This window comes from Clostridium gasigenes (assembly GCF_017348895.1).
Lineage (GTDB): Bacteria > Bacillota > Clostridia > Clostridiales > Clostridiaceae > Clostridium > Clostridium gasigenes.
Genome location: NZ_CP071376.1, coordinates 25,830 through 43,373, shown reverse-complemented (window position 1 = coordinate 43,373; position 17,544 = coordinate 25,830). Strand labels below are relative to the sequence as shown.

Sequence of the window (17,544 nt, the reverse complement as noted above, 5' to 3'; positions counted from 1 at the left end):
GCTAAATATAAAATTTTAGAGTTGCGTAAGTAAATTGATAATTTTCTGTTAAAGGGGGAAAATAAAAAGGAATTAGTTAGATTAGCTATTGACTAATAAGAGCAAAATGAGTAAAATTAAAATATATAATGTACCCCTAAGGGGTATATAAGGAGGAATAAATATGGTTCAACATGTTACAGTATCAAATTTTAATGAAGAGGTTATAAATAATAAAGGTGTGGTTTTAGTAGATTTTTGGGCAACTTGGTGTGGTCCTTGCAAAATGATAGCTCCAATATTAGAAGAAGTGGCGGCAGAAGTTACAAATGCTAAATTTACAAAGGTTGATGTAGATGCAAATCAAGCGCTTGCAAGTAAATATCAAGTATCAAGCATACCAACTTTAATGATATTTAAAAATGGTGCTCCTGTAGATACTTTAGTAGGATTTATGCCAAAGGATGCTTTAAAAGCTAAAATAGCTAAACACTTATAAATTTAAGAGGGTGAAAAAATGAGTGAACGGTATGATATTGCAATAGTTGGTAGTGGACCAGCGGGATTATCAGCTGCATTAAATGCAAAAATTAGAAATAAGAAATTTATTATCTTTGGGAATAAAAATTTAACTAATAAATTAGTTAAGGCTCCAAAAATAAATAATTATTTAGGTTTTTTTGGTATGACAGGAGAAGATATAAAAAATCAATTCGAGGCTCATTTAAATTCTATGGATATTAAAATAACTGAAGAGAGAATTAACGCTATATATGCAATGGGTGATTATTTCGCATTAATGGTAAATAATGAAACCTATGAAGCAACAACTGTTATATTAGCTACAGGGATGGAATATTCAAGACCTTTAAAGGGTGAAGAAGAATACCTTGGAAAAGGTGTTGGATATTGTGCAACCTGTGATGCTCCATTATATAGAGGCAAAGTAGTAACGATAATAGGTCATAATAAAGAAGCAGAAGAAGAAGCAAACTTTGTTTCCGAACTTGCAGGTCTTGTATATTATATACCAATGTATAAAGGCCCATATGAGTTGAAAACTAATATTGAATTAGTAGAAGACAAACCAGAGCAAATTAAAGGTGAAATTAAAGTTGATAAAATAGTATTAAAAAACAGAGAGTTAGAAACAGACGGTGTTTTTGTATTAAAAGACTCTATTTCTCCAGGACAATTAGTTCCAGGTTTAAAAATTACTGATAATCATATTGAAGTTGATAGACTTATGAAAACAAATATTAAAGGTTGTTTTGCAGCGGGAGATTGTGTTGGTATTCCGTATCAATATATTAAATCCGCAGGGGAAGGTAATATTGCAGCCTTAAGTGCAGCTAAATATTTAGATCAAAAGAAATAAATTGTACTTAAAGAAAAGCGCTAAAATGCTTTTCTTTTTTTGTTGTTATAAGGCTTAATATAATAGATAATAATATTTTTTTAGTAGTCTAAGTATAAAAAATATATAGTGTGGTAAAATAATGTAATAATATGAGACAAGATTACTAAAGTTAAATATGCCTAAAGAGGAGAGAAAAATGAAAGGTTTGTTAATAATATCAGTATTTATAGTAATAATTATATTACTTAGTATCAATTTTATAGGTGAAATAAAAAAAGATGCATTTAAACATATAATACTTGATGATCGGAAAGATAAAGGTAAAATGATAAAAGTTTTAAAAGAACGATTCTTTTGTGATTATAAAAATTATGAAGACTTAGAATATGAAGAATTAGAAATCCTAAGTTCAGATGGATTTAAGCTAAAGGGTTATTATTACAACAAATATCCGGACTCAAATAAAGTTATGATTATTCACCATGGATATACAGCAAATCATTATGTATGTATTCAATTTTTAGATATATTTTTTGAAGAGGGGTTTAATGTATTACTAGTAGATATGAGAAGTCATGGAGAAAGTGAAGGCGAATATATTACTTACGGATATAAAGAACAAAAAGATTTAGATATTTGGGTGAATTTAATTAGAAATAAAATCGGTGAAGATGGAATGATAGGGCTTCACGGACAATCCATGGGTGGAGCAACAGTTCTTATGTATGGTGGAAATTATAGTGAAAAAATAGATTTTGTTATAGCTGATTGTGCATATTCAAATGGAAAAGAAATTTTAAGATATCAGTTTAAACAAGCTGATGTTCCGTTTTTTCCAATATATAATATGGTTAATAGACAATGTAAAAGTAAATGTGGGTTTGATATGAATAATATATCACCTATTGATTGTATAAAAGATAATGAGATACCTGTATTATTTGTTCATGGGACTGGAGATAATGTAGTGCCCGTAACTATGAGTGAAGAAATGTTTAGTGTTAAAATAGGAAATAAAAATAAATTAGTTATAATTCCAGATGCGGTACATGTGGGAGCTTATGCAAAAGACAAAGATACTTATGTAAAAGCTATTAGAGAATTTATAAATGAATTAAGGAACTAAGAAAAAATAGTAATAGGAAGTAAAACTATTTGTTTATATGATATTGTTTATTGATAAATACAAATAATTAATAAACAAATAGTATAAAATTATCTTTACTTAAAAAAGAGTGTCTATAAATGATTTTTCTAATCATTTATAGACACTTTCTTTTTTATAGTGTTACACTAAAATTAGGGGCATTTTAATTATTTAAAGCTATTGAAAGAAGCATCTGAAGGCATTCTCCAATCTCCTCTAGGACTTAAAGATATACTTCCTACCTTTGGTCCATCAGGGAGAGCACTTCTTTTAAATTGTTGAGTAAAGAATCTATAAATAAATTTATTAAGCCATTTCTCAATTTCATCGAAGCTATAATCATCTTTAAAGGCTTGGGTTGATAATAACAGAATTCTTTCTTTGGAAGAACCATGTTTTATAAAATGATATAAGAAGAAGTCATGTAATTCATATGGTCCAACTATATCTTCTGTTTTTTGTACCATTTCATCAGTAGCTCCCTTTGGTAATAGTTCAGGGCTAACTGGAGTATCTAAAACATCTAATAATGTTTCTGCCACATTGCCAGTGTATTCTTGTTCTGCTACATATCTTACTAAATATCTAACAAGACTTTTAGGTATAGATGGGTTAACAGAGTACATGCTCATATGATCACCGTTATAAGTGCACCATCCAAGAGCGAGTTCTGATAAATCTCCTGTTCCAATTAGAAGTCCGCCTTCTTTGTTTGCTAAATCCATAAGTATTTGAGTTCTTTCTCTTGCCTGAACATTTTCATAAGTAACATCGTGAATATTTTTATCATGACCAATATCTTCAAAATGTTGAAGTGCGGCTTTTACTATATTTATTTCTCTTAAATCACAATTAAGCTCTTTGCAAAGAGTTAAGGCATTGTTATAAGTTCTATCTGTAGTTCCGAATCCTGGCATAGTAATTGCCACTATATTTTTATGGTCAATACCTAATAGTTTAAAGGTTTTAACTACAACTAATAAAGCAAGAGTTGAGTCTAAACCTCCAGATATGCCTATTACAGCTTTTTTTATCCCTGTATGTTCCATTCTTTTTGCAAGTGCAGAAGCTTGGATATTAAATATTTCTTTGCATCTTTCTGCACGTTCCGTTGGGTTTGAAGGAACAAAAGGATGCTTATCAACAAATCTATCAAAGTTCTTAATAGAAGTACTATTAAATTGGAACTTTATATAATTAGGTTCAAAAGGAAGAGTTGTTGATGAATTTCTAAAACTTATATTTTTAAGACGTTCTGCATTAAGTCTAAATATATCTACGCAAGAGTAAATAACTTCGTTATCTCTTTGGAACCTATCATTTTCTTTTAGCAAACTTCCATTTTCAGAGATTAATAAATGTCCACTAAATAAAAGATCTGTTGTTGATTCGTGAACACCAGCAGAAGCATATATGTATGAAGACATTAAACGAGCGCTTTGGTTTGTAATTAAACTTCTTCTATAATCAGCTTTAGATACAAGCTCATTTGAAGCTGAAAGGTTGCTAATTATATTAGCACCCATTAAAGCTAAGTAGGAACTAGGTGGGATAGCAACCCAAAGATCCTCACAAATTTCAAAACCAAAATTAAAATTATCTGAAGAAAAGATTAAATTAGTTCCAAAAGGAATATCTTTTTGGAATTTAAAATCTACCTTTTTATTAATAATTCCAAGTCCTTCACTAAACCAACGTTTTTCATAAAATTCACTATAGTTTGGAATAAATGATTTTGGTATAATTCCAAGGATTTTACCGTTAAAAATAACATAACCACAGTTATAAAGATTATTATTATAATTAAGAGGGGCACCTACAGTAATTAACATGTCGGTATCTTTACTTTTATAAACAAGCTTTTCTATAGCTTCCATACTTTTGTTTAATAAAGAAGATTGCATAAATAAATCCCCACAAGTATAAGAAGTTATACAAAGTTCAGGAAAAACTATAGATTTAGCCCCAGCTTTATAGGCATTATCTATACATATATTAATATTTTCTAAGTTAAAATCTATATCAGCTACACGGGTAACGGGACAAGCTGCGCTGACTTTAATAAAATCCATATTATCAACTCCAATTTTTATTTTTTTGAAGATGTCTTATATATTAGTATTCATAAAATTACAAAACAAAATACATCCTAATTAAATAATAAAAGGAAAACCTTAGAAAATCAATGAGAATAAAATATAAATATAAATAAACCTATTAAAAGTTTAAAATAAACTTATAAAAAGTTTAAAATAATATTGTAAAGATGTAGAAAAGAATGTATAATAAATTTATAAGGTTAATATAATAAATTAATTAACAAATTATGTTATAATAAAAAGAAAAGAGAAGGGGGGAGTATAAATGGGATCAACAATATTTTGGATTATTCTTGGAATAGTGGTATTTATTTTAGATATAGCTACAAGTAGCTTTTTATTTATTTGGTTTTCTATAGGAGCCTTTGTAGCTATGATAGCTTCATTAATGGGCGCATCAATAGGAGTGCAAATAATTCTTTTCTTAGCTATAAGTATAATAACAATATCTATTGGATATCCTTGGGCAAGAAAAAAATTCAAATCTTCAGTACAGCGTTTACCACTAATGGAAGAACATTACATTGGTAAAGTTTTAAAAGCAGAAGAAGATATTGAAGAAAGAGGAAAAGCAAAACTCGGAGGCGTTTATTGGGCAGTACTTAACAAAGGCGAAACTATTAAAAAAGGTGAAAGCTTTAGAATAGTTGAATTTGAAGGTAATAAATTAAGAATAGAGAAAGAGGAGGAATAAAAAATGGCAGGTATTATAGTAGGAAGTGTGATTTTATTAATAGTATTAATATTAATTTTATCATCAATTAGAATTGTAAACACAGGGTCAGTATGTGTAGTTGAAAGGTTTGGACAATTTCAAAAGATATTAGAACCAGGATGGCACTTTATAATTCCGTTCGTAGATTTTGTAAGAAGAAGAATATCAACAAAACAACAAATTTTAGACGTACCACCACAATCAGTTATTACAAAGGATAATGTTAGAATTTCAGTAGATAATGTAATATTTTATAAATTATTAAGTGCAAAAGATGCAGTTTATAATATTGAAGATTACAGATCAGGTATTGTATATTCAGGAACAACAAATATGAGAAACATTATAGGTAACATGACTTTAGATGAAGTGTTATCAGGAAGAGATAGAATAAATTCAGATCTTTTAAATATTATGGATGATGTAACAGATGCTTATGGTATCAAAATTCTTTCAGTTGAAATAAAAAATATAGTTCCACCTAACGAAATTCAAGAAGCTATGGAAAAGCAAATGAAAGCTGAAAGAGATAAGAGAGCTACAATTCTTGTGGCTGAAGGTCAAAGACAATCTCAAATCGAAAAGGCTGAAGGTGAAAAGAGAGCTAAAATATTAGCAGCAGAAGCAGATAAAGAAGCTAATATTAGAAGAGCAGAAGGTTTAAAAGAATCACAATTATTAGAAGCAGAAGGTAAAGCATCAGCAATAAAACAAATTTCTATTGCAGAAGCAGAAGCTATAAGAAAAGTAAATACAGCTATTATAGAATCAGGAACAAATGAAGTTGTTATAGCTTTAAAACAAGTTGAAGCCCTTAAAGAAATGGCAAATTGCCCAGCTAATAAGCTTATATTACCAAATGAAACTTTATCATCACTTGGTAGCATAGCAGCTATTGGAGAAATGTTAAGTAAAAACAAATAAAAATTATTTGTTTGGAGATAACTAAAATTACTTGAAAAAAATGAATAATTTAAAAGAGGAAGTTGATTATAATGATTTTAAAAATCATTTGTCAACATCCTCTTTTTATTGGTTATTTATTTGAAAATATCTTATTATTTAGATATTTTGTTTTTTATTATACAAATACCTTGTGTCATAGTTCCCATTGGGCAATATACACACCAAGAGTTTGGTTTGAAAAGTACCATAGTAATAAGACCTAGTATTGTAGAAGTAAGCATTACACTATAAAATCCAAAAGCAAACTGGGAAATCCATGGAGTGATAGTAGTTAATTCATTAAAGTTCCAAGGAAGCTTGAATGTCCATAGAATAGTTATTACTTCCTTTAAAGAGTTAGTACCTTGAAAAACTAAATAGGTATTAAAAATCATATTTATAAACATAGTTAAGAAAAATATTAAAAAACCATATCTAAAATATTTAGTTTTAATCCATTTAGGAATTGGTTTATTTCTTGAAAGATTAAATTTATTTCCAAGTAAGGATAACAATTGACCACGTCCACAATAACTATTGCAATAGGCTTTCCCTCCACCAGTTAAGGAAATTATTAAAGGTATAAGAAAGCATATTAATCCAAGCCAAGCAAATAGAATGTTAAAAGCACCAAGAACTAAATAAGCAGACGAGGCAATCCATAGATATTCATACCAGTTTTTTTTCTTTTTCATATTTTCTTTCAACTCCTTAAAATTATTATTTTATTTCTATTACAGATGCAGGACAAATCTTTGAACATTTACTACATCCAACACATTTTTCAAAATTTACCTCAGCATAAATTCCTTTGTTTATTTTAATGGCGTTAACAGGGCAATTTTTTGAACAGATACCACAAGCGACGCAATATTTAGTATCTATATAAGCTTTTTTTCTTACTAAATCTTTTTTTATCATTTTTAACCCCTTTCTCGCTGATGTATAATCAGAGAAGCTTATTATAGCTATAGTATAATTAAATATATAAAAATATTATGTGACAGTATCACATAAGGTATTTAAACTATTACTTTTATCAAATGACTAATTGGGTAAAATATTAGTTATAATAAAATTAAGAATCTTCAAAAAAATAAAAAATAAGATTTTGATCTACTTTGAAGATGTATAATAGAAGAGGTGAGTATGCATGAATAGAAATAAAGAATTAGTAGATAATAATTCAAATAATATAGAAAAATTATTTGAAATATATCCTATACTAAAAGAAATAAATAAGAAAAATAATGAGTTAATACAAGGAAAAACTATATTTGAAAAAATAGAAGCTGGTCAATATTTATCTTCTATTGAAAGTGAATGCACAGGGCTTTTATTTGTTATTAGTGGAGTTATAAAAATACAGAAAATAAATGAGGATGGAGAAGAAACTAATCTTTATAATATAAAAAAGGGAGATCTATGTCATGAAGCATTAAGTTGTATAATAAAATGTGAATCTTTAAATATTGTAGCAAAAGCATTAGAAGATTCAAAAATATTTATAATGAACATAGATATAACTAAAAATATTTTATTAAAAGATACAACTTTTCTTGAGCATATGTATAAAGATATATATTCAAAATTTAATAATGTACTAAATAATAAAGAAAAAATAATTCATGAACCTCTTGAAATGAGACTTATAAAATTATTAATAAGTAAAAATAGTAATGTAATTTATGCGAAACATAGTGAATTAGCCTTTGATATTGATTCAACTAGAGAAAGTGTAAGTAGAAAGCTTAAAAATATAGAGAAAATGGGATATATAAAAATAACGCGAGGTAAAATTGTAATTATTAAAGAATTAAAGGATCTTCAAAAAATATCAAACTTGAGTGATTAGGTCACATAAAAGTTTAAAGTTTTAGTGTATATTAGGTACATATTAAAAATAATATCTTAGGAGGAAATAGAAATGTTTGATTTTTTAAAAAAAAGTAATGGGAAAGTTATAAATGTAAATGATATTGACAATTTAATAGGAAATATAGAGTTAATTGATATTAGAGAAACCTATGAATATAAAAGTGGAACTATAAAAACAGCTAAAAACATACCAATGGGTGAAATTTTAGCTAAACCGGATAAATACTTAAAAAAAGATAAAGAATATTATATAATGTGCCAATCAGGGGGGAGAAGTTCAAGAGCTTGCAAACAATTATCAGAGTTAGGGTTTGATATAACTAATGTAGCTGGTGGAGTAGGTTCCTATGTAGGTTCAAAAATAAAATAATGTTTTTAGGTATAGTAAAATTAGAATATAAAATAGAAGTTTTGAACAAACTAATAATAACCTGAAAAGGTTACGTAGGGTTTGCCGGCAATGTTATGTTGTCGGTATTTTTTTAAAATATAACTTAAATAAAAATAATTTTAAAAAAAGGTAGCGTTAATAAACAAAATATGTTATTATAAATAAGAAGTCGGAAACGACTAAATATATTTTAAAGATTTAATAGTAATTAGCATTCTCCATTATAGGGATTTGTTTTAAGAAATTAGTCTTTAGAGATGGAGGATTTAAGATGGAAGATAAGAAATTAGTATGTAAAGATTGTTCAGCAGATTTCATATTCACAGCTGGAGAGCAAGAATTTTACAAAGAAAAAGGATTCGACAACGAACCAGTAAGATGTGTTGAATGTAGAAGAGCTAGAAAGCAACAAAGCAACAGAAGATAATTCTATTGTTTAAATAGAAGCTGTAAGAGTTTACTCTTACAGCTTTTTGTTATATAAAATTAAATGAAATTAAAAATGTATTTTTAAATACTAATAAGGTATTTTTTGAAGAAATACTAGGCGTTTAAAGAAAATAAACAAGAATAGCACTTGTTATTTATTTGAATATTTTTTATATAAAAAAGATAAAAAAACTTAAAAAAGATATAGCATTAATGAACAAAATATGTTATTATAAATAAGAAGTCGGAAACGACTAAATATATTTTAAAGATTTAATAGTAATTAGCATTCTCCATTATAGAGACTTGTTTTAAGAACTTAATCTTTAGAGATGGAGGATTTAAGATGGAAGATAAGAAATTAGTATGTAAAGATTGTTCAGCAGATTTCATATTCACAGCTGGAGAGCAAGAATTCTACAAAGAAAAAGGATTCGATAACGAACCAGTAAGATGTGTTGAATGTAGAAGAGCTAGAAAGCAACAAAGCAACAGAAGATAATTCTATTGTTTAAATAAAAAACTGTAAGAGTTTACTCTTACGGTTTTTTTGATTTATATATTTTAGAACTATGGATAACTGAGTGTATGATTTAACCTATGAATACCGATGTGTAATATAATAGGAGTGTGATTGAAATGGGTAATGCAATAGATTATACAAATTGGAAAGAAGAAAAAATGGATGGTAAGATTTATTATATCTCACCATCTGCTAATCCTAAGCACAGCAGAGTAATCTTTAAACTTGCGTTAGCATTTGGTAATTATCTAAACGGAAAGACCTGTGAAGTATATATAGATAATTTAGATATATATTTAGATGAGGAAGAAAATAACTATGTTATCCCTGATATGTCAGTACTATGTGATAAAAATAAGTTTAAAGATAATGGGTATCACGGTGTACCTAGTCTCATTGTAGAGGTTATATCTCCAACTAGCTTAAAACGAGATAGATTTGAGAAGTTCAAGTTATATGAAAAATTTGGAGTGAAAGAATATTGGCTAGTAGATTACCAAGGCAAAAGTATAGAGCAATATACTATTGTTAATGAATCTTATCAACTTTTAAATATATTGGCTATAGTAAGTGACTTTGACTATGAAAAACGATTGACAGAATCAGAAAGAGAAGCCTATACCACAATTATAAGACCATCTATTTTTGATGCTTTAGAAATAGATATAAAAGAAATATTTGGATAAAGCATCATAAAGTTAGAATATTTCTAATAATCAGAAATATTAAAAAATAATATAAATTTTATTAAAAAAGTATGGTTTTTTTATAAATAATATGATATTATAAAGAGGAAGTCAGTAATGACTAAAATTTTTTTTGAAGATTTAATAGAAGTTAGCATTCTCCATTATAGAGTTTGGTACTAATATATTAATCTTTGGAAATGGAGGATTTAAGATGGAAGATAAGAAAATAATGTGTAAAGATTGTGGAAATGAGTTCATATTCACAACTGGAGAACAAGAATTTTACAAAGAAAAAGGGTTCGACAATGAACCAATCAGATGCATTGATTGCAGAAGAGCAAGAAAACAACAAAACAACAGAAGATAATTCTATTGTTTAAAAGAGACTGTAAGAGTTTACTCTTACAGTTTCTTTTTTTATGCAATTAGGCATCATAAGAGAAAGAAGTGAAAAAATGGCTAAGACAACACAGTTATTAAAGGGGATCATGGAAGGTGTTATATTAAAGGTAATAGAAAAAGAGGAGACCTATGGTTATGAGATATATCGAAATTTACAATTGTTAGGTTTTGATGAATTTGCTGAAGGGTCCTTATATCCATTACTATTAAGGCTAGAAAGAAATAATATGATAAAATCAGTAAAGAAGCAATCGCCTTATGGACCAGATAGAAAATATTATAAATTAACAGAGATTGGATTACAGGAAATAGTAGAATTTAAAGAAGCTTGGGATCAAATTAGTGTAAAGATAAATAGTGTTTGGGGTAAGGGAACTTTATAAAATGGATTAAACCTTTGAGTCTGTTTATTATGAAGGGAATCATAATAAAAAATCCAACAATTAATATTGTTGGATTTTTTAGATTGTGATTTCCTAATATTGTTCATTTTCCTTTTTTAAATCCATAATTTTTCTTTTGCACTTATATGCTTGATAGAAAAATATAATACATATAACACTTAATAAAATTGTGCTAATTAATGAAAATACCATCCTAAAATTTAAATAACTATGCAATTGTGATGGAATAATTAAAGTTTCACATAATGCTAATATAAGAAAAGTCTTTTGTATCCTACTATATTGTTCTATTTTACTTTCATTATCTGTATATAATTCAAATTCTCCTTTTTTTCTGAAGAATGCCCATATTCCCCATGTTTGTACAATCTCTGCATCAATTTCTCTAATTAAATCATAAAATTCATTTTTTTGTTTTGTATTTTTATCTTTAATTAAATCAACTTTATACGTATATTCTCCTGGCTCGCACTTTTCAAACCAGTATACTCCTAGAAAAAAACGTGTCATTGCGTATCCTTTTGCTACCATATCATTTAAAAATATTTCCTCTTTATCTTTGTCATAATACCATCTAAATTTAATCATCTTCGCAGCTCTCCTTTTCTCCATTTTTAACAAGTTCTTTCAATCTACGTATTTCATTACTTAAAATTTGTCTACCTAAATCAGTGATTAAATATTCTTTCTTTTTTCGTGAATCAGTTTCTTCGCTATAAAGCTTAATCCAGCGTTTTGACACTAATGTATTTATAGCTCCATATAATGTTCCTGGTCCTAACTTAACTCTACCTTTTGTTAACTCGTCTACTTTTTGTATAATTCCATATCCATGATTTGGTCTTAATACTGCTAACATAATATAGTAAGTAGATTCTGTTATAGCTATAGCCATTTTATATCTCCTCTCGATATATCGTTGTCTGATATATATAATTATATCATCACCTGCTATATTGTCAATACTTTAGATGTGTTTGGTTTTAAGTATATTTTCATTACATATAAATATTTTATAGACGATTTTAAATTACATGAACTAGACTAATTCCAAGTATCTTTTATCCATTCCACGATCATATCAACATTTCCTTGGGTTGCGTTTGGAACTACTCTCGCTGTTGTCCTTGCGCATATGAATTCAAAAAATAAATAACAAGCCAATATGCAAGTACATTTGCACTTTGGCTTGTTATTTATTTTTTTAGTTAATTTATATTGAGAACAATAGTATTGGGTAAAGAAGTATAAAAATAAAATTTTTAACATACGAATTATAATCAAATAAAATAAAATGATAATTCGTTTATATACGAATTATAAAATAAAATATATAGAATAAAGTTGACTATAATGGATGAGAATGTTAAACTAAAAAAGAAATGACGAAGAATATAAGAAAAATAATAATTAATGTTCGTATTTTAAGAAGGCTAATACAATTATTTGTTAGAAGGATACGAGGATGGCTTATAGGGAATATTAATAAATAGACAATTGAAATTTGGAGGTATGGTTAATGGTAAATACAAGGTGCATATTTGTTGAAAAAAAGAAGGGCTTTGATGTAGAAGGAAAAAGCTTGCTTCATGATTTTAAAAGTAACTTAAGACTTGAAGGTTTAAAAGAGGTTAGGTTAGTTAATAAATATACTTTAGGAGAAATTGATGAAGCTTATTATCAAAAAGCTTTATACACTATTTTCTCAGAAAGAACAGTGGATACATTATATGAAAAGAATTTACCGTTAGAGGCTGGAGAATTTGCTTTTGCAGTAGAATATTTACCAGGCCAATATGACCAAAGAGCAGATTCAGCTGGAGAATGTTATCAGTTATTAACATCAGAAGAAAAAATAGATGTTAAATCAGCTAAAATAGTTATTTTAAGTGGTGATTTAAATGAAGAAGATGTTAATAAAATAAAGAAATATTATATTAATCCAGTAGATTCAAGAGAAGTAGCTATTGATAATTTAGAACTTAAAGTAGAGCTTCCAGTGCCAAAGGATGTAGAAATTTTAAATGGATTTATAAATAAAAGTGATGAAGAAATTGCAGCCTTCCATAAAGAACTAGGGCTTGCAATGAGTATAGAAGATTTAAAACTTATAAAAGATTATTTTAAAGATGAAAATAGAGATCCAAGTATAACTGAAATAAAGGTTATAGATACATACTGGTCAGATCATTGTAGACATACTACTTTCTCTACATCAATAGAAGAAGTTGATATAGAAGAAGGAATTTACGCAGAGCCAGTAATGAAATCATATGAAGCATATATAAAATCAAGAGATTTTGTATATGGTGAAACAAATAGAGACGAAACACTTATGGATATTGCAGTAATTACTATGAAAGAAATGAAAAAACGTGGAAACTTAGATGATTTAGATCTTTCAGATGAAATTAATGCATGTTCAATAAAGGTTAACATAGAGACAGACAAAGGAAATGAAGAATATTTAGTAATGTTTAAAAATGAAACACATAATCATCCAACAGAAATTGAACCTTTTGGTGGAGCAGCTACATGTTTAGGTGGCGCAATACGCGATCCCCTATCTGGAAGAACTTATGTGTATCAAGCAATGAGAGTTACAGGAAGTGGAGATCCTACAGTTGAAATAGAAAAAACACTTAAAGGTAAGATTCCACAAAGAAAGATAACTTTAGGAGCAGCTCATGGATACAGCTCATATGGTAATCAAATTGGGCTAGCTACTGGGCAAGTTGCAGAAGTGTATCATGAAAATTACAGAGCTAAAAGAATGGAAGTTGGAGCAGTTATAGCTGCAGCACCAAGGTCAAATGTAGTTCGGATAGAACCTAAATCTTCAGATTTAATAGTTTTATTAGGTGGAAGAACAGGTAGAGATGGACTTGGGGGAGCAACAGGATCATCTAAAGAACATACAGAAGAATCAATAAATGAATGCGGAGCTGAAGTTCAAAAAGGAAATGCACCTACAGAAAGAAAAATCCAAAGATTATTTAGAAATAGTGAAGTTACTAAATTAATTAAAAGATGTAATGACTTTGGGGCTGGTGGAGTTTCAGTTGCAATTGGAGAATTAACAGTAGGACTCGATATAAACTTAGACAATGTTCCTAAAAAATATGATGGGCTTGATGGAACAGAACTTGCTATTTCAGAATCACAAGAAAGAATGGCTGTAGTTGTTGCAAAAGAAGATGCAGAAAAAATTATAGAACTTGCAGCTAAAGAAAACTTAGAAGCAGTAGTAGTTGCAGAAGTTACTGATACAAAAAGACTTAGAATGTTCTGGAGAGGAAATAAAATAGTTGATTTAAAAAGAAGTTTCTTAGATACAAATGGATCAAGACAAACTACTGATGTAGTAGTTAATGCACCAAAGGATTATCCATTTATGGTAGGGGATATTGATGTTAAGGAAGAGTGGATAAAAAATTTAAAAAGCTTAAACGTAGCATCACAAAAAGGGCTAGTAGAAAGATTCGATTCAACTATAGGGGGAGGAACAGTGCTTATGCCTTTCGGTGGGAAATATGCACAAACTCCTGCAGAAGGAATGGCAGCTAAAATACCAGTTTTAGATGGAGTATCTAAAGATGCAACATTAATGAGCTATGGGTTTAATCCAAATATGGGATTATGGAGTCCATACCATATGGCATACTACTCAGTAATAGAAGCAGTAACAAAACTTGCATCTATGGGTGGAGATTATAGAAAAGCTAGATTAACACTTCAAGAGTATTTTGAAAAGCTTGGATGTGATCCAGAAAGATGGGGAAAACCATTTGCAGCATTACTTGGAGCATATCAAGCACAAATGGATCTTGGAATACCAGCTATTGGTGGTAAGGATTCAATGTCAGGAAGTTTTGGAGAGTTAGATGTTCCACCTTCATTAGTTGCATTTGCAGTTGGGGTTGAAAAAGCTAGTAAGATAATTTCACCAGAATTTAAAGAAGTGGGATCAACAGTTGTTCTTTTAAAAGCAGAAACTCTAGAAGATATGACTTTAAACATGGATGGATATAAAAAGAACTTAGAAAAATTATATAAGTTAATTGGAGCAGAAAAAGTTATTTCAGCATCATCAGTTAAAATCGGAGGAATTGCTGAAGCTTTAACTAAAATGGCTCTTGGAAATAGAATTGGGGTAGAATTTGAAAACTTAAGCAAAGAAGAATTATTTGGATTAAATTATGGATCAGTAATTTTGGAAATTAGTAACTCTACAAATATAGAAGAAGAGTTAGGCGGTTGCGTTTATAAAGCAATAGGTAAGACAATAAAGAATGAGGCTATAATCTCAAAGGAATATGACTTAAACCTTAAAGTTACAGAACTTGAAAAAACATTTGAAGAAAAATTATCTAAGGTATTTAAAATAAAAACTGAAGATAAAAATGAAAAAATTGAAGCAATTAGCTATACAAAGAAAGTTTGCACAGGGGCAAAAGTTAAAATTGCAAAACCTAAAGTATTAATTCCAGTGTTCCCAGGAACAAACTGTGAATATGATTGCGCAAGAGCATTTAGAAATGAGGGGGCAGAAGTAACTGAATTAGTATTTAGAAATATGACTAAAGAAGCACTGCTAGAATCAATGGATGAATTAGAAAAATTAATAAAAGAAACTCAGATAATAATGTTACCAGGTGGTTTCTCAGCAGGAGATGAGCCAGATGGTTCAGGTAAATTTATAGCAACAATATTTAGAAATGAAAAAATAAAAAATGCTGTAAATGACTTACTGAAAAATAGAGATGGTTTAATAATTGGTATTTGTAACGGCTTCCAAGCTTTAATAAAACTGGGACTTCTGCCTTATGGTGAAATTTTAGATATTGAAGAGGATATGGCAACACTTACTTATAACAACATTAACAGACATATGAGTTCAATGATAAAAACTAGAATTTCTTCAACTAAATCACCTTGGTTTAGTGAAGTAAATGTAGGAGATATTCATACAGTACCAATTTCACATGGTGAAGGAAGATTTGTTGCACCAGATAGTTTAATTAACAAATTAAAAGAAAATGGTCAAATAGCTACCCAATATGTGGATTTAGAAGGAAATGTTTCAATGAACATGCCGCATAATCCTAATGGATCAATGCTAGGAATTGAAGGAATAACAAGTTTAGATGGAAGAATCCTTGGTAAAATGGCTCACTCAGAAAGAGTTGGAGACAATCTTTACAAAAACATTCCAGGAGATTTTGATCAGAAGATATTTAGAGCTGGAGTTAAGTACTTTCAATAGTAAAGTATAAAATTAAATAATTGAAAAAATTAAATGAGCTTTATAAATTATGTTTAATAATTTAGCTCAAAACAATAAATATTTATAAAAATGGAGGAATCTTTATGAAGGTAGCAATATTTTTTGGAAGTAAATCTGATACTGAAATAATGAGAGGAGCTGCAAACTGTTTAAAAGAGTTTGGTGTTGAATATAAAGCTTATGTTTTATCAGCACATAGAGTTCCTGAAAAGTTAACAGAAGTTTTAATAGAAGCAGAAGCAAATGGTTGCGAAGTAGTTATTGCAGGAGCAGGGCTTGCGGCACATTTACCAGGGGTTATAGCATCACAAACAACAATGCCAGTAATTGGTGTCCCAATAAATGGAGCAATACAAGGGTTAGATGCATTGTTCTCAATAGTTCAAATGCCAAAATCAATACCAGTTGCAACAGTTGGAATAAACAATAGTTATAATGCTGGGATGCTTGCAGTACAAATGCTAGCAATTAAAGATGAAAAAATAAAAGAAAAACTAAAAGCTTTTAGAGAAAATATGAAAATTAAATTTATAGAAGAAAATGGGGAAGGGGTAGATTTATAATGGCTAAATTAGAAATGATGTATGAGGGAAAAGCAAAACAAGTATTCAGAACAGATAAAGAGGACGAAGTAATAGTTTATTACAAAGATGATGCAACAGCTTTTAACGGAGAAAAGAAAGGTTCAATTAACGATAAAGGTGAATTAAACAATGCTATAACAGCAATGATATTTGAAATGTTAAATGAGAATGGAATTAAAACTCACTTTATTGAAAAGCTAAATGATAGAGAACAATTATGTAAAAAGGTTCAAATAGTACCTCTTGAAGTTATTGTTAGAAATGTAGCAGCAGGTTCAATGGCTAAAAGATTAGGTCTTGAAGAAGGATTTGCATTAAAAACTACAGTATTTGAATTATCATATAAAGATGATAGTTTAGGAGATCCACTAATAAATGATTTCCATGCAGTAGCAATTGGAGCAGCAACTTTTGAAGAACTTGAAACAATTTATGCAATAACAGCAAAAATAAATGATTTATTAAAAGAATTCTTTATAAAACAAAACATTAGATTAATAGATTTTAAAATAGAATTTGGTAGATATAATGGAGAGATAATTTTAGCAGATGAAATATCACCAGATACATGTAGATTCTGGGATGCAACTACAGGAGAAAAGTTAGATAAAGATAGATTTAGAAGAGACTTAGGAAATGTACGTGACGCTTATGTTGAAATATTAAACAGAATCAAAAACAAGTAAGAATAAAAAGAAGAAAATTTAGAAAT

At 28.6% G+C, this 17,544-nt stretch carries 20 protein-coding genes; 15 read left to right on the top strand and 5 right to left on the bottom strand.

All coding sequences use genetic code 11. The annotated features are described in order from the left end of the window. The first annotated feature begins 163 nt into the window (after positions 1-163). From trxA to J1C67_RS00195, 3 genes are all read left to right on the top strand, one after another. The gene (gene trxA / locus J1C67_RS00205) at positions 164-478 is read left to right on the top strand and encodes a thioredoxin (protein WP_167866319.1); all 315 of its coding nucleotides are present in this window, start codon (positions 164-166) and stop codon (positions 476-478) included. A gap of 18 nt (positions 479-496) precedes the next feature. After that, entirely contained in the window at positions 497-1,357 is an 861-nt protein-coding gene (locus J1C67_RS00200; RefSeq protein WP_167866320.1) for an NAD(P)/FAD-dependent oxidoreductase, read from the top strand. A gap of 178 nt (positions 1,358-1,535) precedes the next feature. Continuing rightward, positions 1,536-2,465, top strand: a complete 930-nt coding sequence (locus J1C67_RS00195) for an alpha/beta hydrolase (protein WP_167866321.1) — start codon at positions 1,536-1,538, stop codon at positions 2,463-2,465. A 188-nt stretch (positions 2,466-2,653) separates the two neighbouring features. Here the strand turns inward: J1C67_RS00195 and J1C67_RS00190 are convergent, their stop codons facing one another. After that, positions 2,654-4,558 (bottom strand): NAD(+) synthase, encoded by a 1,905-nt coding sequence (locus tag J1C67_RS00190; protein WP_167866322.1) that lies wholly within the window; start codon positions 4,556-4,558, stop codon positions 2,654-2,656. Positions 4,559-4,850: 292 nt separating this feature from the next. Here J1C67_RS00190 and J1C67_RS00185 point away from each other — a divergent pair, with 292 nt between their 5' ends. Next, positions 4,851-5,279: an NfeD family protein gene (locus J1C67_RS00185; protein WP_089972557.1), complete on the top strand. Its 429-nt coding sequence runs from the start codon at positions 4,851-4,853 to the stop codon at positions 5,277-5,279. A gap of 3 nt (positions 5,280-5,282) precedes the next feature. Continuing rightward, positions 5,283-6,224 (top strand): SPFH domain-containing protein, encoded by a 942-nt coding sequence (locus tag J1C67_RS00180; RefSeq protein WP_089972561.1) that lies wholly within the window; start codon positions 5,283-5,285, stop codon positions 6,222-6,224. Positions 6,225-6,358: 134 nt separating this feature from the next. Here J1C67_RS00180 and J1C67_RS00175 read toward each other — a convergent pair whose 3' ends face one another. Further along, positions 6,359-6,940, bottom strand: coding sequence for a 4Fe-4S binding protein (locus J1C67_RS00175; RefSeq protein WP_089972565.1), 582 nt, complete (start codon positions 6,938-6,940; stop codon positions 6,359-6,361). Positions 6,941-6,965: 25 nt separating this feature from the next. Continuing rightward, positions 6,966-7,166: a 4Fe-4S binding protein gene (locus tag J1C67_RS00170; protein WP_167866323.1), complete on the bottom strand. Its 201-nt coding sequence runs from the start codon at positions 7,164-7,166 to the stop codon at positions 6,966-6,968. A gap of 232 nt (positions 7,167-7,398) precedes the next feature. Here J1C67_RS00170 and J1C67_RS00165 point away from each other — a divergent pair, with 232 nt between their 5' ends. The 7 genes from J1C67_RS00165 to J1C67_RS00135 all read left to right on the top strand — a co-directional run bounded on the left by J1C67_RS00165 (position 7,399) and on the right by J1C67_RS00135 (position 10,940). Then, positions 7,399-8,100: a Crp/Fnr family transcriptional regulator gene (locus tag J1C67_RS00165; RefSeq protein ID WP_167866324.1), complete on the top strand. Its 702-nt coding sequence runs from the start codon at positions 7,399-7,401 to the stop codon at positions 8,098-8,100. A 72-nt stretch (positions 8,101-8,172) separates the two neighbouring features. Further along, the gene (locus J1C67_RS00160) at positions 8,173-8,493 is read left to right on the top strand and encodes a rhodanese-like domain-containing protein (protein WP_167866325.1); all 321 of its coding nucleotides are present in this window, start codon (positions 8,173-8,175) and stop codon (positions 8,491-8,493) included. Positions 8,494-8,785: 292 nt separating this feature from the next. Further along, positions 8,786-8,941, top strand: a complete 156-nt coding sequence (locus J1C67_RS00155) for a zinc-ribbon domain-containing protein (protein ID WP_089972580.1) — start codon at positions 8,786-8,788, stop codon at positions 8,939-8,941. A 348-nt stretch (positions 8,942-9,289) separates the two neighbouring features. Next, entirely contained in the window at positions 9,290-9,445 is a 156-nt protein-coding gene (locus J1C67_RS00150; RefSeq protein ID WP_089972580.1) for a zinc-ribbon domain-containing protein, read from the top strand. 137 nt (positions 9,446-9,582) lie between these two features. Continuing rightward, positions 9,583-10,152 carry a Uma2 family endonuclease gene (locus tag J1C67_RS00145; RefSeq protein ID WP_167866326.1) on the top strand — a complete coding sequence of 190 codons (570 nt, stop codon included), beginning with the start codon at positions 9,583-9,585 and terminating at the stop codon, positions 10,150-10,152. Positions 10,153-10,366: 214 nt separating this feature from the next. After that, positions 10,367-10,522 carry a zinc-ribbon domain-containing protein gene (locus J1C67_RS00140; protein ID WP_167866327.1) on the top strand — a complete coding sequence of 52 codons (156 nt, stop codon included), beginning with the start codon at positions 10,367-10,369 and terminating at the stop codon, positions 10,520-10,522. 52 nt (positions 10,523-10,574) lie between these two features. Beyond that, positions 10,575-10,940, top strand: coding sequence for a PadR family transcriptional regulator (locus tag J1C67_RS00135; RefSeq protein WP_243176734.1), 366 nt, complete (start codon positions 10,575-10,577; stop codon positions 10,938-10,940). Positions 10,941-11,033: 93 nt separating this feature from the next. Here J1C67_RS00135 and J1C67_RS00130 read toward each other — a convergent pair whose 3' ends face one another. Both J1C67_RS00130 and J1C67_RS00125 read right to left on the bottom strand, forming a co-directional pair. Continuing rightward, positions 11,034-11,549 (bottom strand): DUF2812 domain-containing protein, encoded by a 516-nt coding sequence (locus J1C67_RS00130; protein ID WP_167866328.1) that lies wholly within the window; start codon positions 11,547-11,549, stop codon positions 11,034-11,036. Continuing rightward, positions 11,542-11,856 (bottom strand): PadR family transcriptional regulator, encoded by a 315-nt coding sequence (locus tag J1C67_RS00125; RefSeq protein WP_167866329.1) that lies wholly within the window; start codon positions 11,854-11,856, stop codon positions 11,542-11,544. Before J1C67_RS00125 ends, J1C67_RS00130 begins: the two co-directional genes overlap by 8 nt. A 624-nt stretch (positions 11,857-12,480) precedes the next feature. On the opposite strand from J1C67_RS00125, the gene J1C67_RS00120 reads away from it, so the two are divergent. The 3 genes from J1C67_RS00120 (at position 12,481) to purC (ending at position 17,518) form a co-directional block, all read left to right on the top strand. Further along, complete coding sequence (locus J1C67_RS00120) at positions 12,481-16,227, top strand: phosphoribosylformylglycinamidine synthase (protein ID WP_167866330.1); 3,747 nt, start codon at positions 12,481-12,483, stop codon at positions 16,225-16,227. 104 nt (positions 16,228-16,331) lie between these two features. Further along, positions 16,332-16,811, top strand: a complete 480-nt coding sequence (gene purE, locus J1C67_RS00115; protein ID WP_167866331.1) for a 5-(carboxyamino)imidazole ribonucleotide mutase — start codon at positions 16,332-16,334, stop codon at positions 16,809-16,811. Further along, the gene (gene purC, locus J1C67_RS00110) at positions 16,811-17,518 is read left to right on the top strand and encodes a phosphoribosylaminoimidazolesuccinocarboxamide synthase (RefSeq protein WP_167866332.1); all 708 of its coding nucleotides are present in this window, start codon (positions 16,811-16,813) and stop codon (positions 17,516-17,518) included. The genes purE and purC overlap by 1 nt, the downstream gene beginning before the upstream one ends. The last annotated feature ends 26 nt before the right edge of the window (positions 17,519-17,544 follow it).